General features: G+C 39.3%; 24 protein-coding genes and 1 riboswitch. Of the genes, 22 read left to right on the top strand and 2 right to left on the bottom strand.

The window, feature by feature from the left end:
• The first annotated feature begins 114 nt into the window (after nt 1-114).
• The 16 genes from KDN24_RS04700 to purD all read left to right on the top strand — a co-directional run bounded on the left by KDN24_RS04700 (nt 115) and on the right by purD (nt 15,819).
• Nucleotides 115-519 carry a VOC family protein gene (locus KDN24_RS04700; protein ID WP_409970689.1) on the top strand — a complete coding sequence of 135 codons (405 nt, stop codon included), beginning with the start codon at nt 115-117 and terminating at the stop codon, nt 517-519.
• A 14-nt stretch (nt 520-533) separates the two neighbouring features.
• Complete coding sequence (locus KDN24_RS04705) at nt 534-1,082, top strand: flavodoxin family protein (RefSeq protein ID WP_409970690.1); 549 nt, start codon at nt 534-536, stop codon at nt 1,080-1,082.
• 259 nt (nt 1,083-1,341) lie between these two features.
• Nucleotides 1,342-1,890, top strand: a complete 549-nt coding sequence (locus KDN24_RS04710; protein WP_409970691.1) for a DUF2179 domain-containing protein — start codon at nt 1,342-1,344, stop codon at nt 1,888-1,890.
• Nucleotides 1,887-2,090 (top strand): NETI motif-containing protein, encoded by a 204-nt coding sequence (locus KDN24_RS04715; protein WP_409970692.1) that lies wholly within the window; start codon nt 1,887-1,889, stop codon nt 2,088-2,090. The genes KDN24_RS04710 and KDN24_RS04715 overlap by 4 nt, the downstream gene beginning before the upstream one ends.
• A 97-nt stretch (nt 2,091-2,187) precedes the next feature.
• Nucleotides 2,188-2,289: riboswitch (purine riboswitch) on the top strand.
• Nucleotides 2,290-2,621: 332 nt separating this feature from the next.
• Nucleotides 2,622-3,110: a 5-(carboxyamino)imidazole ribonucleotide mutase gene (gene purE / locus KDN24_RS04720; RefSeq protein ID WP_409970725.1), complete on the top strand. Its 489-nt coding sequence runs from the start codon at nt 2,622-2,624 to the stop codon at nt 3,108-3,110.
• Complete coding sequence (purK, locus tag KDN24_RS04725; protein WP_409970693.1) at nt 3,097-4,272, top strand: 5-(carboxyamino)imidazole ribonucleotide synthase; 1,176 nt, start codon at nt 3,097-3,099, stop codon at nt 4,270-4,272. The genes purE and purK overlap by 14 nt, the downstream gene beginning before the upstream one ends.
• The gene (gene purB / locus KDN24_RS04730) at nt 4,265-5,557 is read left to right on the top strand and encodes an adenylosuccinate lyase (protein WP_409970694.1); all 1,293 of its coding nucleotides are present in this window, start codon (nt 4,265-4,267) and stop codon (nt 5,555-5,557) included. Before purK ends, purB begins: the two co-directional genes overlap by 8 nt.
• Before the next feature lie 72 nt (nt 5,558-5,629).
• Nucleotides 5,630-6,349, top strand: coding sequence for a phosphoribosylaminoimidazolesuccinocarboxamide synthase (purC, locus tag KDN24_RS04735; protein ID WP_409970695.1), 720 nt, complete (start codon nt 5,630-5,632; stop codon nt 6,347-6,349).
• Nucleotides 6,342-6,596: a phosphoribosylformylglycinamidine synthase subunit PurS gene (gene purS, locus KDN24_RS04740; RefSeq protein ID WP_409970696.1), complete on the top strand. Its 255-nt coding sequence runs from the start codon at nt 6,342-6,344 to the stop codon at nt 6,594-6,596. Before purC ends, purS begins: the two co-directional genes overlap by 8 nt.
• Nucleotides 6,593-7,279 carry a phosphoribosylformylglycinamidine synthase subunit PurQ gene (purQ, locus tag KDN24_RS04745; protein WP_409970697.1) on the top strand — a complete coding sequence of 229 codons (687 nt, stop codon included), beginning with the start codon at nt 6,593-6,595 and terminating at the stop codon, nt 7,277-7,279. Before purS ends, purQ begins: the two co-directional genes overlap by 4 nt.
• Nucleotides 7,263-9,479, top strand: coding sequence for a phosphoribosylformylglycinamidine synthase subunit PurL (purL, locus tag KDN24_RS04750; protein ID WP_409970698.1), 2,217 nt, complete (start codon nt 7,263-7,265; stop codon nt 9,477-9,479). The genes purQ and purL overlap by 17 nt, the downstream gene beginning before the upstream one ends.
• Nucleotides 9,464-10,879 (top strand): amidophosphoribosyltransferase, encoded by a 1,416-nt coding sequence (purF, locus tag KDN24_RS04755; RefSeq protein WP_409970699.1) that lies wholly within the window; start codon nt 9,464-9,466, stop codon nt 10,877-10,879. The genes purL and purF overlap by 16 nt, the downstream gene beginning before the upstream one ends.
• A 146-nt stretch (nt 10,880-11,025) precedes the next feature.
• Complete coding sequence (gene purM / locus KDN24_RS04760; RefSeq protein WP_409970700.1) at nt 11,026-12,051, top strand: phosphoribosylformylglycinamidine cyclo-ligase; 1,026 nt, start codon at nt 11,026-11,028, stop codon at nt 12,049-12,051.
• 273 nt (nt 12,052-12,324) lie between these two features.
• Nucleotides 12,325-12,909 carry a phosphoribosylglycinamide formyltransferase gene (gene purN / locus KDN24_RS04765; RefSeq protein ID WP_409970701.1) on the top strand — a complete coding sequence of 195 codons (585 nt, stop codon included), beginning with the start codon at nt 12,325-12,327 and terminating at the stop codon, nt 12,907-12,909.
• An 82-nt stretch (nt 12,910-12,991) separates the two neighbouring features.
• Entirely contained in the window at nt 12,992-14,527 is a 1,536-nt protein-coding gene (purH, locus tag KDN24_RS04770) for a bifunctional phosphoribosylaminoimidazolecarboxamide formyltransferase/IMP cyclohydrolase (protein WP_409970702.1), read from the top strand.
• Nucleotides 14,528-14,547: 20 nt separating this feature from the next.
• A complete protein-coding gene (purD, locus tag KDN24_RS04775; protein WP_409970703.1) occupies nt 14,548-15,819 on the top strand; it encodes a phosphoribosylamine--glycine ligase in 1,272 nt (423 codons plus the stop codon).
• Here purD and KDN24_RS04780 read toward each other — a convergent pair.
• Together KDN24_RS04780 and KDN24_RS04785 are read right to left on the bottom strand one after the other, a co-directional pair.
• The gene (locus tag KDN24_RS04780; RefSeq protein WP_409970704.1) at nt 15,797-15,919 is read right to left on the bottom strand and encodes an EYxxD motif small membrane protein; all 123 of its coding nucleotides are present in this window, start codon (nt 15,917-15,919) and stop codon (nt 15,797-15,799) included. The two genes, purD and KDN24_RS04780, sit on opposite strands and share 23 nt — an antisense overlap.
• A 77-nt stretch (nt 15,920-15,996) precedes the next feature.
• Nucleotides 15,997-16,266, bottom strand: a complete 270-nt coding sequence (locus tag KDN24_RS04785) for a YgaP family membrane protein (protein WP_409970705.1) — start codon at nt 16,264-16,266, stop codon at nt 15,997-15,999.
• Between the two features lie 304 nt (nt 16,267-16,570).
• Between KDN24_RS04785 and KDN24_RS04790 the strand changes: the two genes are divergently transcribed.
• The 6 genes from KDN24_RS04790 to ligA all read left to right on the top strand — a co-directional run bounded on the left by KDN24_RS04790 (nt 16,571) and on the right by ligA (nt 25,183).
• The gene (locus KDN24_RS04790) at nt 16,571-18,313 is read left to right on the top strand and encodes an adenine deaminase C-terminal domain-containing protein (RefSeq protein ID WP_409970706.1); all 1,743 of its coding nucleotides are present in this window, start codon (nt 16,571-16,573) and stop codon (nt 18,311-18,313) included.
• Between the two features lie 36 nt (nt 18,314-18,349).
• Nucleotides 18,350-19,399, top strand: a complete 1,050-nt coding sequence (locus KDN24_RS04795; RefSeq protein ID WP_409970707.1) for a DUF3048 domain-containing protein — start codon at nt 18,350-18,352, stop codon at nt 19,397-19,399.
• Between the two features lie 28 nt (nt 19,400-19,427).
• A complete protein-coding gene (locus tag KDN24_RS04800) occupies nt 19,428-19,727 on the top strand; it encodes a YerC/YecD family TrpR-related protein (protein WP_409970708.1) in 300 nt (99 codons plus the stop codon).
• A 369-nt stretch (nt 19,728-20,096) separates the two neighbouring features.
• Complete coding sequence (gene pcrB, locus KDN24_RS04805; protein WP_409970709.1) at nt 20,097-20,768, top strand: heptaprenylglyceryl phosphate synthase; 672 nt, start codon at nt 20,097-20,099, stop codon at nt 20,766-20,768.
• Between the two features lie 171 nt (nt 20,769-20,939).
• Nucleotides 20,940-23,165 (top strand): DNA helicase PcrA, encoded by a 2,226-nt coding sequence (pcrA, locus tag KDN24_RS04810; RefSeq protein WP_409970710.1) that lies wholly within the window; start codon nt 20,940-20,942, stop codon nt 23,163-23,165.
• 14 nt (nt 23,166-23,179) lie between these two features.
• Nucleotides 23,180-25,183, top strand: coding sequence for an NAD-dependent DNA ligase LigA (ligA, locus tag KDN24_RS04815; RefSeq protein ID WP_409970711.1), 2,004 nt, complete (start codon nt 23,180-23,182; stop codon nt 25,181-25,183).
• The last annotated feature ends 15 nt before the right edge of the window (nt 25,184-25,198 follow it).

Below are 25,198 nucleotides of genomic sequence, written 5' to 3' on the forward strand. Positions count from 1 at the left end.
CTAGGTACAATAATATTGATTTCTGCTGCTGTTGCATATTTGATTAAAAGTCAATTGTAATTAAAGCATTGAGGGTACACTATAACTATTAATGAATGAAGGAGATTGTAGATTATGATTAAACCTTATTTGATGTTTAACCGAGAATGCAAAGAGGCTTTTCTTTATTATCAAAAAGCTTTTGATGGAGAAATAGTAGCTATGCAAACATATGGGGATATGCCTCCAAATCCTCAATTTCCTGTTGAAGAACATGATAAAGACCTTGTGCTACATGCGGAATTGAAATTAACTGAATCAGGTTATTTGATGGGATCAGATGGAAAAAGGGAATTACAGGATGCTGAAAAGGTGTGTATTAGTGTAGAGCTACACTCTGAAGAACGTGCGGCTTATGCTTGGAATGTACTTAAAGACGGTGGAACAATTCATATGGAGCTTCAACCAACATTCTTTTCTAAACTCCATGGTTCTGTAAAGGATAAATATGGGGTTACCTGGATATTTACAGTTAGATAGGGAGGAAATAAGGAATGACAATCGCAGTCATATATGGAGGCACCCGTCAAAATGGTAATGCAGAGGTACTTACAGAACATGTAATAAAAGGAATCGCTTCTGAAAAAATTTACTTAAGTGATCATACGATCCAACCAATCATAGATATGCGTCATTCACAAGAGGGATTTCAGGAAAGAAATGATGATTATAACTCGATCATCGACCGTATATTACCGCATAACATCATAATCTTTTCTACGCCTATTTATTGGTACAGCATGTCAGGAACGATGAAAAACTTTATTGATCGATGGTCCCAAACATTAAGGGACGCAAACTATCCAGATTTTAAAAATAAAATGGCTTCAAAAAAAGCATTTGTTGTTGCAGTTGGTGGAGATGATCCACAAATAAAAGGACTGCCAATGATTCAGCAGTTTAACTATATTTTTGATTTTGTTGGAATGAATTTTGGAGGCTATATACTTGGAGAAGGAAATAAGCCTGGAGATGTCCTTCAAGATCAAACAGCATTATTCGCAGCTTCACAACTTCATAATCAGTTAAAAATGATGTCATAAACAATTCTATATTCGAAAAAGACGACTCAATTTTTTGGAACAAAATGAGTCGTCTTCTTCATTTCATTTTCTCCTGCCAAATAGAAGTTGTACTTATGTTATCATTTTTATTATAGATGGTTAGAAAATATCGTTTCTATCGCAGATTAACGGACTGTAAGATCCCCACTACAAGATATTTAGGAAATAAAAATTTCTAAGTGAGGGATGAGGGTGCCCCCCTCTGATTGAAGGTTCGCTCTATTTTAAAGAAGGAGAGATGAGATTGTTAGAAAATAGTTTTATTATGGTTATTATTATTTTGACGATTAACATTATCTATGTATCCTTTTTTACGATAAGAATGATTTTAACATTGAAGGGAAGGCGGTATTTAGCCGCATTCATTAGTACAATTGAAGTTGTTATTTATGTTATTGGGCTAGGGCTCGTACTCGATAATCTTAATGAGATTCAGAATTTGATTGCTTATGCAGTTGGTTATGGAATTGGTGTAATTGTCGGAATGAAAATTGAGGAAAAGCTTGCTTTAGGGTATATTACGGTTAATGTCATAACGAAAGAATATGATAAGGACTTACCCAAAATGCTTAGAGAAGAAGGCTATGGGGTAACGAGTTGGGCTGCAAATGGATTAGAAGGTGATAGGATGGCCTTGCAAATTCTAACGCCGAGAAAATATGAGTTAAAGCTTTATGCGAAAATAAAAGAGCTCGATCCGAAGGCATTTATTATTGCATATGAACCAAAAACAATTTACGGAGGATTTTTAGTAAAATCCGTGAAGAAAGGAAAATTGTCTTCATGAGTAAAAGTAAAAAGAAAATGCTTTTTGAGGTTCATGAAAATGAAACAATTGATCATTGTCTGGAGCGCATCAAAAAAGCAGGATATACGCCAATAAGAAGAATGGAAAAGCCCATTTTTAAAGAAATAAAAATAGGTCAATCAGTGGAGTATGAACCGATCGGCAGTCAGATCATTTTTGAAGCGAAAGTCATTGATTAGAAAAACACGAACATTAAATATGGACTATATTTATAATGTTCGATTTTTATAGTTGACAGAGGTTCATTATCCTTGCTAAGATGTGACTAGATACTAAAAAACTAAATAACTACCCCCTCGTATAATAATGGGAATATGGCCCATAAGTTTCTACCCAATGACCGTAAATTATTGGACTATGAGGGAAAGCTATATGCCAGGAGCGGTGAAGAATAATTATTCTATGAGGATTATTCTTTTTTTCCTATGGTTATTATTGCCCGGACAAATTGCTTTCTCTCAACAAGAAGAAAGCTTTTGTGCGGGCTTTTATTGTTGGATTCTGTTAAAGGACAATGTTGATTTATGCATGTTTTGATTGGAGCGGAAGGTGCGAGACTCCTGCGGGAGGAAGGGACAAGGGAGACCCCACAGGTGCGTTAGCACCGAGGAGGCTCCCGGACCGCCCGCGGAAAGCGAGCAACCTGGAGCGGGAATCAAAAGCTAAAAGAACAGATTGTTAAAGTAATATCTATTAAATGGAGGCTACGAATGAAGGTACAAGTTGGCGTAATAATGGGAAGCAAGTCCGATTGGGAAACAATGAAGCATACGTGCCATCTCCTTGATGAACTTGAAATTCAATATGAGAAAGCTGTTATCTCAGCTCATCGCACTCCAGATCTAATGTTTCAATATGCACATGAAGCTAGAAATAAAGGGATAAAGGTAATTATTGCTGGTGCCGGTGGAGCAGCACATTTGCCAGGAATGGTTGCTGCCAAAACAACACTCCCCGTTATTGGTGTACCGATCCAATCTAAAGCTTTAAACGGTCTTGACTCTTTACTCTCTATCGTTCAAATGCCTGGCGGTGTACCCGTTGCAACAGTTGCCATTGGCAAAGCTGGAGCAGTTAATGCTGGACTGTTGGCCGCACAAATATTAAGCACATTTGATGTGAATATTGCTGAGCGGCTAGAACAAAAAAGAGAGAAGACGAAACAAGAAGTGTTAGAAAGTAGTGATGAGCTTGTCTAGTCGTGTTATTTTGCCAGGACAAACAATTGGAATTATTGGCGGCGGTCAGTTAGGACGTATGATGGCACTGTCTGCGAAAGCACAAGGATTTAGAATAGCTGTATTGGATCCAACTGAAGATTCGCCATGTGGACAAGTTGCGGACTACAAAATTATCGGGGAATATGGCAGTTTAAGCGCAATTAAGGAATTGGCCAATGTAAGTGATGTGATCACATATGAATTTGAAAATATTAATGCCGAGGCATTGAATTGGCTTTGTGAAAATGCTTATGTGCCACAAGGTACGTCATTACTTGAAATTACTCAAGATCGAATAACTGAAAAAACTGCCATTCAAAGAGCAGGTGCTGTCGTGGCACCATATGCCGAAATCCGAACGATTGAAGATATTTACGCTACTATCGATAAACTTGGATATCCTGCAGTTCTTAAGACTGCAAGAGGTGGCTATGATGGGAAAGGGCAATTTGTCATCAATGATGTGCAATTAGTTCCAGAAGCTGCTGAACTTCTTGAAAAAGGGGTTTGTGTTCTTGAAAAGTGGATTCCATTTTTCAAAGAAATCTCCGTCATTATTTGTCGGAGTGTTTCCGGGGAATCAGTCGTTTTTCCGGTAGGGGAAAATATTCATCAAGAAAATATCCTTCATCAAACGATTGTTCCAGCGAGAATATCGCATAATGCTCAAGAAAGAGCCATTCAGGCAGCTAAGCAGCTTGCGAATCACTTAAACCTAGTAGGAACTTTAGCTGTTGAGATGTTCTTAACAGAAGATGAGGATTTATATATTAATGAGCTTGCTCCACGGCCCCATAATTCAGGCCATTATTCAATTGAAGCTTGTGAAACTTCTCAATTTGAACAGCATATAAGAGCTATTTGCAACTGGCCACTTGGAAAAACAGATCTATTAAAACGAGCGGTTATGGTCAATATATTAGGAGAGCACCAAGAAGCATTGATAGAAAAAATTCCTTCTCTAGTCGATTGGAACATTCACTTATACGGAAAAAAGGATGCAAAACATAAACGAAAAATGGGTCATGTAACGTTGTTACGAGATTCAATAGAAGCTGGTTTAGAAGAAATTGAAAATAGCGGTATTTGGAACAAGGGACCTGTCCCTATGTTACACGATCGGAGGATAAAACATGATTGAACGGTATACACGCCCAGAAATGGGGGCGATTTGGACAGAGGAAAATCGTTTCCAGGCATGGCTTGAAGTGGAAATTTTGGCATGTGAGGCTTGGGCAGAATTAGGTGATATTCCAAAAGAGGACGTTCAAAAAATTCGTGAACATGCTACTTTTAACATTGACCGAATTAAAGAAATTGAAGAGGAAACAAGGCATGATGTTGTTGCTTTTACGAGAGCTGTTTCTGAAACACTTGGCGAAGAGCGTAAATGGGTTCATTATGGCTTAACTTCAACAGATGTCGTTGATACGGCACTTTCATACTTAATTAAACAAGCAAATAAAATTCTCCTTAATGATATCGAAAGCTTTATTGAAATTTTGAAAAATAAAGCGATTGAATATAAACATACGGTTATGATGGGACGTACACATGGTGTTCATGCAGAACCAACTACGTTCGGGTTAAAGCTTGCTCTTTGGTATGAAGAAATGAAACGTAATCTTGAGCGCTTTAAAGAGGCAGCAGCTGGGGTTGAGTTTGGAAAGATTTCAGGAGCGGTCGGCACTTACGCAAATATCGACCCATTTGTCGAAAAATATGTGTGTGAAAAGCTTAGCCTGCAACCTGCACCAGTCTCCACACAGACACTGCAGCGGGATCGGCATGCACACTATATGGGTACGATTGCTTTAATCGCAACATCCATTGAGAAATTCGCAACTGAAGTGCGTGGCTTGCAAAAGAGTGAAACACGTGAAGTGGAAGAGTTTTTTTCTAAAGGTCAGAAGGGTTCCTCAGCAATGCCACATAAACGAAACCCAATTGGCTCAGAAAATATGACAGGGATGGCAAGAGTGATTCGTGGCTATATGATGACGGCATATGAAAATGTTGCATTATGGCATGAACGCGATATTTCTCATTCCTCTGCTGAACGAATTATCATTCCAGATGCGACAATAGCATTGAATTATATGTTAAATCGCTTCGGAAATATCGTAAAAAATTTAACTGTTTTCCCGGAAAATATGAAACGAAATATGGATCGAACACTCGGTTTAATTTATTCGCAGCGTGTTCTATTAGCACTTATCGATAAGGGGCTAACTCGCGAGGAAGCATATGATACTGTTCAACCACGAGCAATGGAAGCGTGGGAAAAGCAAGTTCCTTTCCGAAGCCTTGTTGAACAGGACGAGACGATTTCAGCAAAGCTAAATACAGATGAGATAGATGATTGCTTTGATTATCATTACCATCTCAAGCATGTTGACACAATTTTTGAACGATTAGGATTATAAAGGGAAAGAGCAGTCTTTCCCCTGTTTATTGGTTTAAAATTCCCAATCTTCCGAATTAAAAGGAGTGAGACTATGGAAAAAGGAAAATTAATGTACGAAGGTAAAGCAAAGCGAGTTTATGAGACAAATAAACAAGAAGTCGTTTGGATTGAATATAAGGATTCCGCTACGGCTTTTAACGGAGAAAAGAAAGCGATGATCGCTGGAAAAGGCCGTTTGAATAACGAGATTACGAGTTTACTATTTGAGAAGCTGAAAGAGCGACAAATTGAATCTCACTTTATTAAAAGAATCTCGGAAACAGAACAGCTTGTAAAAAAGGTAAAAATTATTCCGCTTGAAACCGTCGTTCGTAACCTCTCAGCAGGGAGTTTTTCGAAAAGAGTAGGGATGGAAGAAGGAATCTCGCTACTAAGACCGATAGTTGAGTTTTACTATAAAGATGATGAATTAGGAGATCCGCTTTTAACTGAAGATCATATTGAGATTTTGCAGTTAGCTAGTAAAGCTGAGATTGAAGTTTTAAAGGAAAAAGCACTAAAAGTAAATAATGTTCTTTCGGAATTATTCGCTGAAATTGGCATCCGCCTTGTTGATTTTAAGCTTGAATTCGGTAAGCTCAGCTCAGGAGAAATCGTCCTTGCGGATGAGATTTCACCAGATACTTGTCGCCTTTGGGATATGGATACAAATGAAAAGCTTGATAAAGATGTATTCCGCAGAAACCTTGGAAGTTTAACAGATGCCTATGAAACTATTTTTGCTAGATTGGGAGGAAAATCGCATGTATAAAGTAAAAGTTTTCGTCACGTTAAGAGAAAGTGTATTAGACCCGCAAGGTACAGCTGTGAAAAGCTCGCTGCATTCATTAAATTACAACGAAGTTACAGACGTTCGCATCGGAAAATATATGGAATTAATGATTGAGAAATCGGAGCGTAATGTAGAAGAGATTATCAAGGAAATGTGTGAACGCTTATTAGCCAATGTAGTGATTGAAGATTATCGTTATGAAATCGAGGAGGCTGTTGCAAAGTGAGATTTGCGGTCATCGTTTTTCCAGGGTCGAATTGTGACATAGATATGTATCATGCTGTGAAAGATGAACTTGGATCTGAAGTTGAGTATGTATGGCATGACGAGGAAAGCTTAGATGGATTTGACGGAATTTTGCTTCCAGGAGGTTTTTCATACGGTGATTATCTTCGCACTGGTGCGATTGCTCGTTTTAGCAATGTGATGAAAGAAGTTATAAAAGCAGCTGAAGCTGGAAAGCCAGTATTGGGCGTCTGCAATGGTTTTCAAATTTTACTAGAGGCTGGACTTCTTCCAGGTGCGATGAGACGGAATGAAAGCTTGAAATTTATTTGTCGACCAGTCCAGTTAAAAGTAGAAAATCATGAAACGTTGTTCTCCTCAACATTTGATAAGGACGAGGTTATTACGGTTCCGATCGCCCATGGTGAAGGAAATTATTATTGTGATGAGGAAACACTCGCAAAATTAAAAGAAAATAAGCAAATTGTCTTTACGTATAACGGCTCCAATCCAAATGGAAGTCTAGAAAACATCGCAGGAATTATGAATGAAAAAGGCAATGTACTTGGCATGATGCCGCATCCTGAGAGAGCAGTTGATCAACTTCTTGGTGGAGCGGATGGGTTAAAGATTTTTCAATCAATCGTGAAAAAGTGGAGGGAAGCAAATGTCGTTAATGCTTGAACCAAATCCAGAGCAAATTAAAGCAAATAAAGTGTATACAGAAATGGGATTAACGGATGAAGAATTTGCGATGATTGAAAAGATTCTAGGTCGCTTACCGAATTATACGGAAACAGGTCTCTTTTCCGTCATGTGGTCGGAGCATTGCAGCTATAAAAATTCGAAGCCAGTTTTGCGCAAGTTTCCGACAAAAGGTGAAAGAGTGCTCCAAGGACCAGGAGAAGGAGCGGGAATTGTAGATATTGGTGATGAGCAGGCAGTCGTTTTCAAAATTGAAAGCCATAATCATCCATCAGCGATTGAGCCATACCAGGGGGCAGCAACAGGTGTCGGTGGCATTATCCGCGATGTGTTCTCCATGGGGGCACGACCAGTAGCAATGCTAAATTCCTTACGCTTTGGCGAATTGGACAATGCACGTACGAAATATCTGTTTAAGGAAGTCGTTGCAGGGATTGCAGGCTATGGAAACTGTATCGGCATCCCAACTGTTGGCGGTGAAATTCAATTTGATTCGAGCTATGAAGGGAATCCGTTAGTGAATGCGATGTGTGTCGGATTAATCGATCATAAGGATATTCAAAAAGGTCAGGCACATGGCATAGGCAATACCGTTATGTATGTCGGAGCAAAGACTGGTCGGGATGGAATTCATGGAGCAACATTTGCTTCAGAAGAACTAACTGATCAATCAGAGGAAAATCGTCCAGCCGTTCAAGTGGGCGATCCGTTCATGGAAAAACTTCTACTTGAAGCTTGTCTTGAACTAGTAAAGTCTGATGCACTTGTCGGTATTCAAGATATGGGGGCAGCGGGACTTACAAGCTCTTCAGCTGAAATGGCAAGTAAAGCAGGCTCAGGAATTGAAATGAATCTTGATCTTGTTCCACAAAGGGAAGCAGGCATGACTGCTTATGAAATGATGCTTTCTGAATCACAGGAAAGAATGCTGATCGTTGTCAAGAAAGGAAGGGAGCAGGAGATTGTTGAGCTGTTCTCCAAATATGATCTTGAAGCAGTAGCAATCGGCAAAGTAACAGATGATAAAATGCTCCGCCTTGTCCATAAAGGAGAGATTGTTGCTGATGTACCTGCAGATGCACTTGCAGAAGAAGCGCCTGTTTATGATAAGCCTTCAGAAGAGCCAGCCTACTTCCGTGAGTTTCAAGCGATGGAGAATGATATCCCTGTAGTGGACGATTATAAAGAAACATTACTTAACTTATTGCAGCAGCCGACCATTGCTAGCAAAGAATGGGTTTACGATCAATATGATTATATGGTTCGGACGAACACAGTCGTTGCACCAGGCTCTGATGCGGCAGTCATTCGAATTCGCGGTACGAAAAAAGGGTTGGCTATGACAACAGATTGCAACTCTCGCTATTTATATTTAGATCCGGAAACGGGTGGGAAAATTGCTGTTGCGGAAGCAGCGAGAAATATCGTTTGCTCTGGTGCCGAGCCATTGGCTATTACAGACGGGCTAAACTTTGGAAATCCAGAGAAGCCTGAAATTTTTTGGCAAATTGAAAAAGCGGCAGACGGTATAAGTGAAGCTTGTCTCGCACTTAATACACCGGTTATTGGCGGTAATGTCTCTTTATATAATGAAACGAGTGGAGAAGCTGTTTATCCAACGCCGATTATCGGTATGGTCGGTTTAGTAAAGGATCTGAAGGATGTAACAACTCAAGCTTTTAAAGCAGATGGGGATTTCATTTATCTTTTAGGAGAGACAAAGGATGAGTTTGGTGGTAGTGAACTGCAAAAGCTCACATACGGAAAAATCTTTGGTAAAGCGCCTGAAATAAATCTTCATGTAGAAGAAAAGCATCAGAAGCAAGTATTACAGGCTATTCAAGCAGGACTTATAGCCTCAGCCCATGATGTAGCAGAGGGAGGTTTAGCGGTAGCACTAGCGGAGAGTCTGATTAGTTCAAATAATCTTGGCGCAAAAATTTCGATTTCGGGTAATAACGTTTCAGCATTATTTAGTGAATCACAGTCTCGTTTCCTCCTTTCTGTTAAAAAGGAGCATCAAGCAGAATTTGAAAGCTTAGTAGCTGCAAAGCTAATTGGAGAAGTAACAGAGATGCCTGTTCTTCATATTACTTCAGAAGATGAACTTGTTTTAGTTGAAGACGTTGCAGAGCTTGAAAAGGCTTGGAAAGGAGCTATCCCATGCTTGCTGAAATAAAGGGCTTAAATGAAGAATGTGGTGTTTTTGGCGTATGGGGCCATCCAGATGCTTCACAAATTACTTACTATGGACTCCATAGCCTTCAGCATCGTGGTCAGGAAGGAACGGGAATCGTCGTTTCAGATGGGAAAAAGCTTACGGGAAAAAAAGGCGAAGGATTAGTGACAGAGATTTTTACAGCTGAAGCAATTGAGGAGCTTCACGGGAGATCGGCTATTGGGCATGTACGATATTCAACTGCAGGTGGAGGCGGCTATGAAAATGTCCAGCCTCTACTATTCCGTTCGCAAACTGAAAGTCTTGCATTATGCCATAACGGCAATATAACAAATGCCACGGCACTCAAAACACAACTTGAAGGTCAAGGCAGTATTTTTCAATCAAGCTCAGATACTGAAGTACTTGCCCATTTAATCAAGCGTGGGGGATTTTCCTCGTTAAAGGATCGAGTGAAAAATGCGTTATCAATGATTAAAGGTGCTTATGCATTTCTAATAATGACGGAAACAGAATTAATGGTGGCACTTGATCCAAATGGCATGCGCCCGCTTTCCTTAGGTAAAATTGGTGAAGCTTATGTGATTGCCTCAGAAACATGTGCGTTTGACATTGTGGGGGCAAAATTTATTCGCGATATTTTACCAGGAGAGTTATTAGTAATCGATGATAACGGCCTCCAATCTGAAATGTTTGCCCATGCTTCTAACTTGGCTATGTGCACGATGGAATATGTGTATTTTTCCCGTCCTGACAGTAATATTAATGGGATTAATGTTCATACAGCACGGAAAAATCTTGGCAAACAATTAGCACTTGAAGTGCCGGTTTTAGGGGATGTTGTGACAGGTGTGCCTGACTCAAGTATTTCGGTTGCAATTGGTTACGCAGAAGCGACAGGTATTCCATATGAAATGGGCTTAATCAAAAATCGCTATGTCGGGAGAACCTTTATTAAGCCGTCCCAATCGTTAAGAGAGCAAGGGGTAAAAATGAAGCTTTCTCCAGTTCGAGGGGTGGTGGAAGGAAAAAGAGTCATTATGGTTGATGACTCGATTGTGCGTGGAACGACAAGCAAACGAATTGTCTCGATGCTAAAGGAAGCGGGAGCAACAGAAGTGCATGTTTTAATTAGTTCCCCACCAATTGAGCACCCATGCTTCTATGGAATCGACACGTCTACAAAGGAAGAACTGATTGCTGCAAATTATTCGGTTGAAGAAATAAGACAGATCATTGGCGCAGACTCTTTAACCTTTTTAAGTGTTGAAGGGATGGTAAAAGCGATCGGGAGAAAATCTGATCATGGTTCTTGTGGACAATGCTTAGCCTGCTTTACCGGAAAATACCCAACAGAAATTTATCCAGCTTTGGTAGATGAGAAAGTTCCGGTCATTTAAGAGGCTTCGTATTTTAACTGTAAAAGGTGATTTTTTGCACCTGTTGATTGGAGCGGAAATCAACAGCCAAGTTAACAGAGCCTATAAGAATATAGCTCTTATTAAGAAGAATGTTGAATAAGCAGTAATAAATAGGAGGAACGGGAATGGCAAATGCTTATAAACAAGCAGGCGTGAATATTGAGGCTGGCTATGAAGCGGTATCTCGCATGAAAAAGCATGTGCAGAAAACAATTCGTCCTGGGGTGCTTGGCGGATTGGGCGGTTTCGGCGGCATGTTTGATTTGTCTGTCTTGAATTTGAAGGAACCTGTGCTCGTTTCAGGAACAGATGGAGTCGGGACGAAATTAATGCTCGCCTTCATGATGGATAAGCACGACACGATTGGAATCGATGCTGTAGCAATGTGTGTCAATGATATCGTCGTTCTGGGTGCTGAACCGATTTACTTTTTAGACTATATTGCTTGTGGAAAAGCAAATCCAGCCACAATTGAAGCCATTGTTAAAGGAATTGCAGAAGGCTGTGAACAAGCGGGCTGTGCATTAGTAGGCGGAGAAACAGCAGAGATGCCTGGCATGTATAAGGAAGAAGAATATGATCTTGCTGGTTTTTCCGTAGGTGCTGTTGAAAAAGCAAACATCATTAACGGGGCTAACATTGTGCCAGGAGATGCGTTAATTGGCCTAGCATCAAGCGGTATTCATAGTAACGGCTATTCGCTCGTAAGGAAGATTTTTTTCGAAAAAGCAAATATGGCTCTAACCGATCATGTTGAAGAATTAGGCTGTACATTAGGGGAAGAACTACTTCGCCCGACAAAAATCTATGTAAAATCCATTTTGTCCGCTCTAGAAAAATTCAAAATTAAGGGAATCGCTCATATTACAGGTGGTGGCTTTATTGAAAATATTCCCCGCATGCTTCCGGCTGGCTTAGGTGCTGAATTAATAGAAAGCAACTGGGAAATTCCAGCTGTATTTTCATTAATGGAGTCAATTGGTCAGCTTGAGCGCAAGGAAATGTACAATATTTTCAATATGGGCACGGGCATGGTATTAGCAGTCGATAAAGACATCAAAGATGACGTTATTGCCTATTTTAATGCTGTCGGTGAAAAAGCCTATCCTCTTGGAGTAGTAGTTGAGAACATTGGCGTTGAAATTAAGTAATTGTTTTTTGGTGGAAAGACCGATAAATCGCAAAATTGGCCGATAAAATTGTAAAAAAGGCCGATAAATCACGAAATTGGCCGATAAAATTGCGAAAAAGGCCGATAAAATCACAAAAAAGGCCGATAAATTGAAAAAGAGACCGATAAATCGGGAGAATCGCCGATATTTCTTCCAAACTAACCAATTAGAATTGATATATCCGAAAACTAGCAGATTAGTTTAAAAATTGTTCCAATTAATCGGATGAAACCGATGTTTTAGGGGGAGCCCATGAAAAAAATTGCGGTATTTGCTTCGGGAAGCGGTACAAACTTTCAAGCTATTATTGATTCCGTACAAGCAGGCAAGCTTGATGCAAATATTAAGCTACTAGTGTGTGATCGTCCACAAGCTTATTGTATTGAAAGAGCTGAGAAAGAAAAGATTCCGACTTTTGTTTTTTCTGCTACAGATTATGAGAAAAAGCAAGATTATGAACAAGAAATCTTACAAAGATTAATAGAACTTGAGATAGATTATGTTGTATTGGCAGGGTATATGAGGTTAATTGGCTTTACCCTACTCCAACAATTTGAAGGTAAAATCGTCAATATCCATCCATCCTTATTGCCAGCTTTTCCAGGTAAGGATGCAATCGGACAGGCGCTTGAAGCGAACGTAAAAATGAGTGGGGTGACCATCCATTTCGTCGATGAGGGAATGGATACGGGACCGATTATTGCCCAGCAGTCAGTTCAGCTTAGCGAAATAGAAACAAAAGCAAGCTTGCAGGCAAAAATTCACCATATTGAACATGAGCTTTATCCATCTGTTTTGCAAAAATTATTCAGTGAGATAAGTTTACACAGTCGCTGAAACTGACAAATTTTTTTCGAATAAAGTGGACTACATTTCATGATAATGTCGCAATGTCACGATTAAATCAGGAGGAGAATAGATGAAAAGACGGGCATTAATCAGTGTTTCCGATAAAACAGGAGTAGCTCTATTTGCACAGCAGCTAAGTGAGCAAGGGTTTGAAATTGTTTCTACAGGAGGAACAAAACGAGCGTTGGAAGAGCAAGGGATACCTGTTATTAGTGTGAGTGAGGTGACAGGCTTTCCTGAAATTTTAGAAGGACGTGTAAAGACGTTAAATCCAATGATTCATGGAGGATTGCTAGCTAAATTCAATGAGCCGAGTCATAAGCAGCAGCTAGAAGAGCATCATATCCAACCGATTGAAATGGTTTGTGTAAACCTATATCCTTTTCAGCAAACGATTGCTAAACAAGATGTATCAGTAGAGGATGCGATTGAAAATATTGATATCGGTGGACCTGCCATGCTTAGAGCTTCAGCTAAAAATCATGAATATGTAACAGTTGTTGTCGATCCCGTTGATTATGAAATTGTGCTTACCCAATTAAAGGACAATGGTGAAGTAGATAAGGAAACGAAACGTAAGCTTGCTGCTAAAGTATTCCGTCATACAGCTTCATATGATGCGATGATTGCCGAGTATATGACTGAACTTGTAAACGAAAAAACACCGGAAAAGCTAACGGTCACTTTTGAGTTAAAGCAGTCATTGCGTTATGGAGAGAACCCACATCAAACTGCAGCTTTTTATAAAAAGCCATTAGGCTCAAAATCGTCAATTGCTTCGGCTAAGCAATTACACGGGAAGGAGCTTTCCTACAATAATATTAATGATGCGGATGCCGCACTTCAGATTGTAAAGGAATTTGCTGAGCCAGCTGCGGTAGCGGTTAAACATATGAATCCATGTGGTGTTGGAACTGGAGAAACGGTATTTGCGGCATTTTCAAAGGCGTTTGCTGCCGATCCGGTTTCCATATTTGGTGGAATTATTGCTTTCAATCGAGAGGTTGATGCTGAAACGGCACATAAGCTTCAAGAGATTTTTCTTGAAATGATTATTGCACCATCCTTTTCAGAGGAAGCGACAGCGATATTGACAAATAAAAAGAACCTTCGTTTATTAACGATCCCTTTTGAAGCTCAGAAGCAAAATGAGGTGAAGTTAACTTCTATTGAAGGTGGATTACTTGTCCAAAGCTATGATCAATTTACATTAGAGGATGCGACTGTTTCAATTCCGACTGATCGAAAGCCAACTGAAGATGAATGGAATGCATTGAAGCTCGGTTGGAAAGTCGTCAAACATGTAAAATCAAATGCCATTGTCGTTACAAATGAGGAGATGACTTTAGGAATCGGTGCAGGGCAAATGAATCGTGTCGGAGCAGCCAAAATTGCACTTGAACAAGCTGGTAAACGGGCTGTTGGGGCCGTGCTTGCGTCAGATGCCTTTTTCCCAATGGATGATACAGTCGAAGCTGCGGCAAAAGCAGGGATTAAAGCAATAATACAACCAGGTGGTTCCGTCCGGGATGAAGATTCCATTAAAAAGGCGAATGAATATGGAATCGCAATGGTCTTTACAGGTGTACGCCACTTTAAACATTAGTACGTATGGGAGGTGTAAGTATGAAAATATTAGTTATTGGCAGAGGCGGACGAGAGCATGCGATATGTCGCAAAATAAGTGAAAGCCAAAACGTTTCTCAAGTGTTTGCTGCTCCAGGCAACAGAGGGATGGAAGATGTAGCAGAACTTATCGATATTCAAGAAAATGAACAGGAACGCCTCATCCAATTTGCATTAGAAAAGGATGTAGGGTTAGCGATCATTGGACCAGAAGTTCCATTACTGGAGGGGCTTGCAGACCGTTTTGAAGAAGCTGGTTTACTTGTTTTCGGTCCGAAAAAAGCTGCGGCTGTTATTGAGGGCAGCAAGGCTTTTTCAAAAGAACTTATGAAGAAATACGAAATTCCAACAGCTGAGTATGCTGTTTTTTCCAACTATGAGGAAGCGAAGGCTTATTTAGATAAAAAAAGTGTCCCGATTGTTATAAAAGCTGATGGACTGGCTGCTGGAAAAGGGGTTACCGTAGCCCTGACAAAAGAAGAGGCGGAAAAAGCTTTACAAGAAATGCTTCTAAATGATAGGTTTGGCGAAGCTTCCTCAACTGTTGTTATTGAAGAATTTCTAGAAGGAGAAGAAATATCTTTAATGGCATTTGTTAATGGAGAAAATGTCATCCCGCTTGAGATTGCTCAAGACCATAAGCGAGCATTTGATGGCGATATGGGACCGAATACTGGTGGAATGGGTGCCTATTCCCCTGTTCCGCATATTCGGAAAGAAATCATTCATGAAGCTGTAGAGAAAATAGTAAAGCCAACGGCAAAAGCTTTAGTTAAAGAAGGAAGACACTTCTGTGGAATATTGTATGCTGGCTTAATCATTACGGATGCGGGTCCAAAAGTGATTGAGTTTAATGCCCGCTTTGGTGATCCAGAAACACAAGTAGTCCTTCCGCGAATGAAGTCAGATTTAGTAGAAGTGATCCTTGCTGTTTTGAAGGGGGAGACTCCTGAAATTGTCTGGCATGAAGAGGCAATGATTGGCGTTGTTGCTGCATCGATCGGTTATCCAAATGAATATGAAACAGGCTCTGTCATACAAGGATTGAATGAAATTCAATCTGATGTTTTCATCTTCCATGCTGGTACAGATAAAAATCATTTAGGTGACTATGTTACAAATGGTGGTAGGGTCTTTCTTGCTGCAGCGAAGGCGACAACGTTAGAAATAGCAAAAGCAAATGTATATTCACAATTAGCAAATATTCAATGTGATGGGATTTTTTATCGAAAAGATATTGGGAATAAAGCTATCGAGCGCGTCCTTTCCTAGACTTTCGTAAAAAAGCATAAAGTAAAGCAACAATCCCGCCAATAAGGATGATTAACACAAAAGACATATCAGAAAAATATTCCCAAAACATCTCGTTCATCTCCTTTCGCCCCCAAATTGGGGGCTATTTTTTATCTTTAAAATTGGATAAGTGTCTAGCTTCAGCCTGCACTTTTCTTAAGTTGGATTATGAGGAATAATATCATGAAGATTTAATCCTTCCTCGTTATCCTTTTTCATCTTTACACCATTTTCAAACAGTGCGGTAATCGGACAGAAACGAACAATCCCTTCTCCTACCTTCATGGCACCACACATTGCCATGATTATATAAGATTCACGCAAAGGCATTTTTACAAACTTTGCCGTGCTCCAAGATAAAATGGTTAAACCGATTGTAATTCGAATTAATGCATTAACGATGCCGATATTCGGTTTGCAGCTCATATTCTACACCCTCTCCATTAAAATTATATTAAACTTTTCCTTCTTTACTGCGCTAAATAATGAAATGTGATACGATTAAAAAAACTGTGAAAAGGCTTTCTTTTTCGAATTAGATGCGTGTTAGCTTCCGCGCTTATCTACTTTATGTTTTTCTTTCTTAATTCAAAATCAACTTGGTTGTGCTGCGCAAGAAATCGTGTACTTTGTCGTTGAACTAAAATCAAGGATATTTCAGTCAAACACAATAGAATTAAGTGCATATAAATTTAAAAAAACCAAAACAAATGAGGAGGAGGGATTATTCGTGCTGGAACAGCGTTATCGTTGGAAAAATAAGCACTTGCGTGAGCATGTTTCCGTATTAGATGGAAAATTGCCACCAACAAAATTATTGAAAAATGCTCGATACTTAAATCAAGCATTTCGCAAGTGGATGACGGCAAATATTTGGATTTATAATGATCGCATAGTTTATGTAGGAGAAAAGCTTCCTGATAACATAAATCAATGCGAAGTCATAGACTGTGAAGGCTTTTTGCTCGTTCCAGGCTATATTGAGCCCCATGCTCATCCGTTTCAATTATATAATCCCCAATCTTTAGCTAGCTATGCATCCCAATTTGGTACGACAACATTGATAAATGATAATATGGTTCTCGCTTTACAGTTGGATAAAAAGAAAGCGTTTTCCTTTTTGAAGGAAATGAGAGCAATCCCTTCAACCATGTATTGGTGGTGCCGTTTTGACGCACAAACAGAAATACATAATGAAGAAACAATTTTTTCCCATAGTAATATTAAGGATTGGCTGGAGCATGATGCAGTTCTACAAGGTGGCGAATTGACAGCTTGGCCAAAATTATTAGCTGGTGATGATTTAATGCTCCACTGGGTGCAAGAGACGAAACGGATGAGAAAGCAAATCGAAGGGCATTTTCCAGGAGCATCTGAGAAAACTTTAGCAAAACTAATGTTGCTTGGGGCTAATTGTGATCATGAAGCCATTACAGGAGAAGAAGTATATAATCGTTTATTGCAAGGGTATATTGTTTCGTTACGATACTCATCGATTCGTCCTGATTTGCCTCAATTATTAGATGAAATGCATGAATTAGGCATCGATCAATATGATCATTTTATCTTTACGACTGACGGCTCATCATCTTCTTTTTATGAAAAGGGAATGAATGATGAGATGATTAGAATTGCCATGAAGAAAGGTGTACCCGTTATGGATGCCTACAATATGGCCACGATTAATATTGCGCGCTATTATAATATCGCTCATTTGCACGGGAATATAGCGACTGGTAGGGTTGCAAATATTAATTTCCTGGAAAATGAAACAAATCCAACCCCTATTTCTGTACTTGCAAAAGGAAGATGGGTTAAAAAAGATGGAGCTTCAACAGATGCCTATGAACCGATCATGTGGGACAATAGTGGTTTTGAACCGTTAAATATTAACTGGGATTTAAATATGGATGATTTACAATTTTCGATGCCTTTCGGGATTAAGATGGAGAATGCTGTTATCACGAAGCCTTATTCTATATCCTTAGATGTGACAGGCTCCGAATTATCAACCTCTCACGATGAATGCTTCTTCATGCTTATCGATCGACATGGGAAATGGCGCATTAACACTATCTTGAAAGGCTTTGCCACTCATTTACATGGCTTGGCAAGCTCTTTTTCTAATACTGGGGATATTATCTTAATTGGGAAAAATAAGCTAGATATGATGAAGGCTTTTAATCGGATCAAGGAATTAGGCGGGGGAATTACTGTTTCTGAAAATGGGGAAATTGTTCAGGAGATCCCACTTACATTAAAAGGAGTTATGTCCCAGGAAAAAGTAGAAACCTTAATTAAGCTAGAGAAACAGCTTTTGAAGTATTTGCGGGAAAGAGGCTATCTTTTTGCTGATCCAATTTATTCTCTCTTATTTTTTTCTTCTACACACTTGCCATATATTAGGATTACACAACAAGGAATGTTCGATGTAATGAATAAAACAGTTCTCTTTCCAACGATAATGCGTTAAAATATAAAAGGAAGGTAGAATAATCAGGGGTGTCTTATGATAAAAAAATGGATGGCGGCTTCTGTCGTGTTGCTCCTTCTCGTAACGGGCTGCAGCAAGAATGAGAAAACAGCCAACGATGAAAAAGATGATGAAATTGAAGATGTAATATCTGAAACAGATGAAGAAGCAGAGCTTCCATTCCAATATCCATTAACAGGAGTTGGTACTGAGGTTAAGGCGAGCGGTCGAGCTGTAGCGGTCATGATTAATAATCATCCTCAAGCACGTCCTCAATCAGGATTAGGGCAAGCAGATGTTGTATATGAATTGCTTGCTGAAGGAGATATCACCCGTTTTTTAGCAATTTTCCAAAGTGAGCAGCCTGAGAAAATTGGTCCCATTAGAAGTGCACGTGACTATTATATTGAATTGGCAAAAGGATATGATAGTGTATATATTGCACATGGCTATAGTCCAGATGCGAAAGCTATGCTTGATAAGGGCTACATCGATAATTTAAATGGAATGAATTACGATGGTACACTTTTCTATCGATCAAATGATCGGAAAGCTCCTCATAACTCCTATACTTCTTTTGAAAATATTTTAAAGGGAGCGGAGAAGCGAAATTATGAGATGGAGAAAGCTCCTGCTTCACTTGTGTTTTTAAGCAAGGAAGAAGTAGAAGATTTAAATGGAGAAAAAGCTCACTCAGCGATGGTTACCTATTTTACGAACAGCATCTTTAATTCTATTTATGAATATGATGAAGAGCTTGAAAAGTATAAGCGCTATTCAAATGGGGAATTAACAGCTGATAATGATTCTGGTAAGCCAGTGTTGCTGGATAATATCTTTATGGTTGAAACAGATCATAAAGTGATTGATAGTGCTGGTCGACGTTCCATTGATCTAACTTCTGGTGGCAGAGGTTATTTATTGCAAAAGGGTCAATGGAAAGAAGTGAACTGGGAGAATATAAAGGGGAAAATTCTTCCTGTCTCAAATGGGAAGCAAGTCGGGCTTGTTCCTGGAAAAACGTGGATAAATGTTATTCCTACTAATCCTGGATTAGAACAAACGGTTTCTTTTGATGTAAAGTAATCATTTTTCTTATAAAGGGGAATATAACATGCAAATTGATAAGTTAAGAGGAAAAGAGCTTGATCAATTATTCAATTCTATTTTGGCTTTAAAGGATTTAGAGGAATGCTATTTATTCTTTGATGACCTTTGTACTGTAAACGAAATTCAGTCACTTGCACAACGGCTTGAAGTTGCACGTATGCTCCGTGAAGGAAACACTTATCATAAAATAGAAACTGAAACAGGTGCGAGTACAGCAACCATTTCTCGTGTGAAACGAAGCTTGAATTATGGAAATGATGCGTATGAAATTGTGCTAGAACGAATTAAGAAAGAAAAAAGCTGAATAATTAGGCACTGAACAACTTGCCGTTTTATTTAAGAAAGTCACAAATCTCGAGGAGATTGTGACTTTTTTTGCTTAAAAGAGATTAAAAGCTCTCTGTTACAATGTGAATACTGTTTCGTTTCTGTATAGATAAACAAAGAATAAGTCCAACGATCACTACCGAAATTACCATCACATTAACATATTTACAAATAATGGATGTTAAGATCATCACATACTAAATGGATTAATTCGCTCACTAGCTTGCATTATTTGCTCATCCTACAGTTAATAGGAAAGTAACTCCAATCACTTGATCTGTTTTTTCTTACCATGACAAGTGATATAATATTGGAATGGAATGAATGATAGAATGGGGGAAGTATGGTGTACGATATTCACAAGTGGCGACATGTGTTTAAGCTTGATCCGAATAAATATATTTCTGATAATGATTTAGAGAGAATTTGCGAATCTGGAACAGATGCGATTATTGTTGGCGGGACAGATGGCATTACGCTTGAAAAGGTCCTCGATTTAATGGCAAGGGTTCGAAGATATACCGTTCCTTGTGCACTTGAGGTTTCAACCATTGATTCGATTACCCCAGGGTTTGATTTTTATTTTATCCCGACAGTGCTGAATAGTGAAGAAACAAAATGGATGACAGGACTTCATCATGAGGCAGTAAAAGAGTATGGTGAAATAATGAATTGGGAAGAAATTTTTGTCCAAGGCTATTGTATTCTTAATGAAGATTGTAAAGTAGCAAAGCTTACAAATGCAAAAACATATTTAACCAAAGAAGATGTAGTGGCTTATGCGATGATGGCAGAGAAAATGTTTCATTTGCCTATCTTTTATTTAGAGTATAGTGGAGAATACGGTGACCCTGAGCTCGTGTCGGCAGTGAAAAAAACACTCAAAAACACGACTTTATTTTATGGTGGGGGAATTGAAACACCTGAACAAGCAAAGGAAATGGCTGCAAGGGCAGACGTCATAGTCGTAGGCAATATCATCTATACAAACATCGAAGCAGCCTTAAAAACAGTCTAATCGGTGCCATCTAATTGGTGCCAGGCACCGGTCGTGGACAAAAGCCCTGTTTTTGTATGTCTGTGGTGGACAGTTTTAAATTAGTTCTAACTGTAATGATCGATTGAATAGAAGACGAAAAAGAGTTAAAATAAATAAAGAACATATGTTTGTATGGCGGTGAATATTAATATGAATTATTTAACGGATAAACTGTTAAATGGATTGAATTCCGAACAGCAAAATGCGGTTAAAGCTACTGATGGTCCTTTATTGATTATGGCTGGAGCAGGCAGTGGAAAGACGAGAGTATTAACCCATAGAATAGCGTATTTAATGGTTGAAAAGGGTGTAAATCCTTATAATATTTTGGCGATTACATTTACGAATAAAGCCGCACGTGAAATGCGTGAAAGAATTGAACGGATGATGGGGGGAGTAGCTGAGCAAATTTGGATTTCAACCTTCCACTCTATGTGTGTACGGATTTTAAGAAGGGATATTGATAGAATCGGCTATAACCGGAATTTTACCATCTTAGACACGACTGATCAGCAATCTGTCATAAAAGCTATTTTGAAGGATAAAAACCTCGATCCGAAAAAGTTTGATCCTCGTGCGCTTCTTGGCGCAATCAGCTCTGCTAAGAATGAGTTAATGACCCCTGAGGAGTACAGCAAAACAGCAGGTGATTACTATCAACAAGTGACAAGTGATGTTTATGCTGAATATCAAAAAAGATTAAGAAGAAATAGTGCGCTAGATTTTGATGACCTTATAATGATTACAATCCAGCTCTTTCAGAGAGTCCCCGAAGTCCTCGAATATTATCAGCGTAAGTTTCAATATATTCATGTTGATGAGTATCAAGATACGAATAGAGCACAATATATGCTCGTAAAGCTTCTTGCAGCACGTTTTCGTAATCTTTGTGTCGTTGGTGATTCAGACCAGTCAATTTATCGCTGGAGAGGGGCTGATATTGCGAATATCCTCTCATTTGAAAAGGACTATCCGAATGCACAAGTCATTTTACTTGAGCAAAACTATCGTTCCACGAAGAGAATTCTCCAAGCAGCGAATCATGTGATTAGCAGGAATATGAATCGGAAGGCGAAAAATCTTTGGACTGAAAATGCCGAAGGAAACAAAATATCCTATTATCGTTCTGATAGTGAGCAAGGAGAAGCACAATTCGTTGCTGGTAAAATTAAAGAGTTAACAAGAGATGGAAATCGAAAGTCGTCTGATATCGCGATTCTTTATCGAACAAATGCCCAATCTCGTGTAATGGAGGAAGTTCTGTTAAAATCAAATATCGAATACTCCATCGTCGGCGGCATAAAGTTCTATGACAGGAAAGAAATAAAAGATATGCTCGCTTATTTACGTCTAATTGCGAACCCAGCCGATGATATTAGTCTGCAGCGCATCATAAACGTGCCAAAAAGAGGAATTGGTTCTGGTTCAATAGATAAACTTGCTAATTTTGCCAACCTTCATGAATTGACAATGTTTGAGGCGCTTGATTCAATTGAACTAGTTGGACTAAGTCCAAAAATTACGAAATCGATTGCTGAGTTTAGAGATTTAATCAAAAATTATACGCAAATGCAGGAATATCTTTCTGTTACAGAGCTTGTTGAAGAAATACTTGAAAAATCGGGCTACAGGGACATGCTTGTTGCTGAAAAGTCAATTGAAGCTCAAAGTCGTTTAGAAAACTTAGAAGAGTTTCTCTCTGTCACAAAAAGCTTTGAGGATAGCAGCGAGGACAAAAGTCTAGTTGCATTTTTAACGGACTTAGCGCTTGTAGCCGACATTGATAAATTAGATGATGACGGAGAAAAAGCCGACGCTGTCGTATTAATGACACTCCATTCGGCGAAAGGACTTGAGTTTCCAATCGTCTTTTTAATCGGGCTAGAGGAAGGCGTTTTCCCACATAGCCGTTCTATAATGGATGATGCCGAGATGGAAGAGGAACGCAGACTTGCCTATGTAGGAATAACAAGAGCGGAAGAAGAGCTTTACATTACGAACGCGCAAATGCGTACATTGTTCGGCCGTACCAACATGAATGCTCCTTCACGTTTTATCAAAGAAATACCTGAAGACTTATTGGATGGATTACAGCCAGCTCAAAAAGCGGGAGCGTCATTCGGTCATACGCCATTCGGAACCTCGTTTCAAAGACAGCCTCAGAGAAAGCCTGTCATTCGACCAGCAACAAATGCAACAGGTGGAGATGAACTCGGTTGGAAAGTGGGCGACAAGGCTGTACATGGAAAATGGGGAACAGGCACCGTTGTGAGTGTTAAAGGAGAAGGAGAAGGGACTGAGCTTGACATTGCTTTTCCAAAACCTACTGGCATTAAACGCTTGCTTGCGAAGTTCGCACCTATTACGAAAGGATAGAAGGGGTTGAATAAATGGATCTTCAAACGGCTGAAAAAAAAGTAGTAAATTTGCAAAACCTCCTTAATCAATATAATTATGAGTATCATGTACTTGATCGACCTTCTGTTCCTGATGCAGAATATGATCGGCTTTTGAGAGAACTGCTCGAATTGGAAGAAGAATTTCCAGCGTTGCGAACAGCTGATTCACCGACACAGCGGGTAGGTGGAGAAATTCTTGATATGTTCGAGAAGGTTCGGCATGAATCACAAATGCTCAGTCTCGCAAATGCATTTAATGAGCAAGATTTAAAAGATTTTGATAGACGGGTGCGACAAGCTGTCGGAGATGCTATTTCTTATGTGTGTGAACTAAAAATAGATGGTTTAGCGGTCTCGCTTCGCTATGAAGCTGGTTTATTTTCACTAGGTGCGACACGTGGAGATGGAACTACTGGAGAAAATATTACGGCTAACTTAAGAACCATACGTTCGATTCCGCTTCGATTACAAAAAGAAGTTTCACTTGAGGTACGTGGAGAAGCATTTATGCCTAGAAAGTCATTTGAGTCTTTAAATAAACGTAGAGCAGAGAATGAAGAAGAAGCATTTGCAAATCCGAGAAATGCGGCGGCTGGTTCTTTACGACAGCTCGATCCGCGAATCGCAGCCTCCCGTAATCTTGATATTTTCTTATATAATATCGCAGATACAAGAAACATAGGGGTTACCTCTCATAGTGAAGCACTCAATTTCCTTGATTCACTCGGTTTTAAAACGAATAAAGAGCGAAGAACATACTCAAATATTGAAGAGGTTATTGAATATATCGAGTATTGGACGAAGGAAAGACCTAATCTTCCATATGATATTGATGGAATTGTCATAAAAGTAGATTCACTAGATCAGCAAGATGAACTAGGAGCTACAGCAAAAAGTCCTCGCTGGGCAATTGCCTATAAGTTTCCTGCTGAGGAAGTCATAACAACTTTAAAGGCAATCGAATTAAGTGTTGGAAGAACAGGTGTTATTACACCAACAGCTCTCCTCGATCCGGTTAAGGTTGCTGGGACGACTGTTGGGCGAGCTTCTCTTCATAATGAGGATTTAATTCGCGAAAAGGATATTCGCATTGGCGATCAAGTTGTTGTGAAAAAAGCCGGAGATATTATTCCGGAAGTTGTCAATGTGCTCGTAGAGCGTAGAACAGGAGAAGAAATTGAATTCCAAATGCCAACTCATTGCCCTGAATGTGATAGCGAACTAGTGCGTTTAGAGGAGGAAGTTGCGTTACGTTGCATCAATCCGAAATGTTCTGCACAAATTCGCGAAGGGTTAATTCATTTCGTTTCTCGTAATGCAATGAATATTGATGGTCTTGGTGAAAAAGTCATTAGCCAGCTATTTAGTGAAAACTTAATAAAAGACGTAGCGGATTTGTATAAGCTCACATATGAGCAGTTAATTCAGTTAGAGCGAATGGGTGAGAAATCTGTTACGAATCTTTTGCAAGCCATTGAAAACTCAAAGCAAAATTCTCTTGAAAAGCTTTTATTTGGTTTAGGGATTCGTCATGTAGGTGAAAAAGCTGCGAAAACACTTGCACAGCAATTTGAAACTTTAGATAAACTAAAGAGTGCCACACATGAAATGTTAACAAACATTAATGAAATTGGTGAAAAAATGGCAAGCTCCATTGTCACTTATTTCGAACAGGATGAGGTACAGGAACTCATCAATGAGCTTATTGCAGCAGGAGTGAATACGGAATACAAAGGGCCGAAGCTCGTATCTGTTGAGAATATTGATTCAATTTTTGCAGGAAAAACGGTTGTTCTAACTGGCAAGCTAGAGCAGCTGACAAGAAACGAAGCAAAAGAAAAAATTGAAGCATTAGGTGGAAATGTTTCTGGCAGTGTTAGCAAGAAAACAGATCTTGTCATTGCAGGAGAAGATGCCGGTTCCAAACTTGCTAAGGCTAGAGACTTAGGCATTGAGATTTGGAACGAGGAGAGGCTAGTTGAGGAATTAACTTAATTTTGATTTAAATAA

This window comes from Cytobacillus sp. Bva_UNVM-123 (assembly GCF_046351715.2).
Classification (GTDB): Bacteria; Bacillota; Bacilli; order Bacillales; family Cytobacillaceae; genus Cytobacillus.

Coding starts and splice junctions, on each gene's coding strand:
- KDN24_RS04700 (WP_409970689.1), top strand. CDS start 115: ATGATTAAACCTTATTTGATGTTTAACCGAGAATGCAAAGAGGCTTTT.
- KDN24_RS04705 (WP_409970690.1), top strand. CDS start 534: ATGACAATCGCAGTCATATATGGAGGCACCCGTCAAAATGGTAATGCA.
- KDN24_RS04710 (WP_409970691.1), top strand. CDS start 1,342: ATGAGATTGTTAGAAAATAGTTTTATTATGGTTATTATTATTTTGACG.
- KDN24_RS04715 (WP_409970692.1), top strand. CDS start 1,887: ATGAGTAAAAGTAAAAAGAAAATGCTTTTTGAGGTTCATGAAAATGAA.
- purE (WP_409970725.1), top strand. CDS start 2,622: ATGAAGGTACAAGTTGGCGTAATAATGGGAAGCAAGTCCGATTGGGAA.
- purK (WP_409970693.1), top strand. CDS start 3,097: ATGAGCTTGTCTAGTCGTGTTATTTTGCCAGGACAAACAATTGGAATT.
- purB (WP_409970694.1), top strand. CDS start 4,265: ATGATTGAACGGTATACACGCCCAGAAATGGGGGCGATTTGGACAGAG.
- purC (WP_409970695.1), top strand. CDS start 5,630: ATGGAAAAAGGAAAATTAATGTACGAAGGTAAAGCAAAGCGAGTTTAT.
- purS (WP_409970696.1), top strand. CDS start 6,342: ATGTATAAAGTAAAAGTTTTCGTCACGTTAAGAGAAAGTGTATTAGAC.
- purL (WP_409970698.1), top strand. CDS start 7,263: ATGTCGTTAATGCTTGAACCAAATCCAGAGCAAATTAAAGCAAATAAA.
- purF (WP_409970699.1), top strand. CDS start 9,464: ATGCTTGCTGAAATAAAGGGCTTAAATGAAGAATGTGGTGTTTTTGGC.
- purM (WP_409970700.1), top strand. CDS start 11,026: ATGGCAAATGCTTATAAACAAGCAGGCGTGAATATTGAGGCTGGCTAT.
- purN (WP_409970701.1), top strand. CDS start 12,325: ATGAAAAAAATTGCGGTATTTGCTTCGGGAAGCGGTACAAACTTTCAA.
- purH (WP_409970702.1), top strand. CDS start 12,992: ATGAAAAGACGGGCATTAATCAGTGTTTCCGATAAAACAGGAGTAGCT.
- purD (WP_409970703.1), top strand. CDS start 14,548: ATGAAAATATTAGTTATTGGCAGAGGCGGACGAGAGCATGCGATATGT.
- KDN24_RS04780 (WP_409970704.1), bottom strand. CDS start 15,919: ATGAACGAGATGTTTTGGGAATATTTTTCTGATATGTCTTTTGTGTTA.
- KDN24_RS04785 (WP_409970705.1), bottom strand. CDS start 16,266: ATGAGCTGCAAACCGAATATCGGCATCGTTAATGCATTAATTCGAATT.
- KDN24_RS04795 (WP_409970707.1), top strand. CDS start 18,350: ATGATAAAAAAATGGATGGCGGCTTCTGTCGTGTTGCTCCTTCTCGTA.
- KDN24_RS04800 (WP_409970708.1), top strand. CDS start 19,428: ATGCAAATTGATAAGTTAAGAGGAAAAGAGCTTGATCAATTATTCAAT.
- pcrA (WP_409970710.1), top strand. CDS start 20,940: ATGAATTATTTAACGGATAAACTGTTAAATGGATTGAATTCCGAACAG.
- ligA (WP_409970711.1), top strand. CDS start 23,180: ATGGATCTTCAAACGGCTGAAAAAAAAGTAGTAAATTTGCAAAACCTC.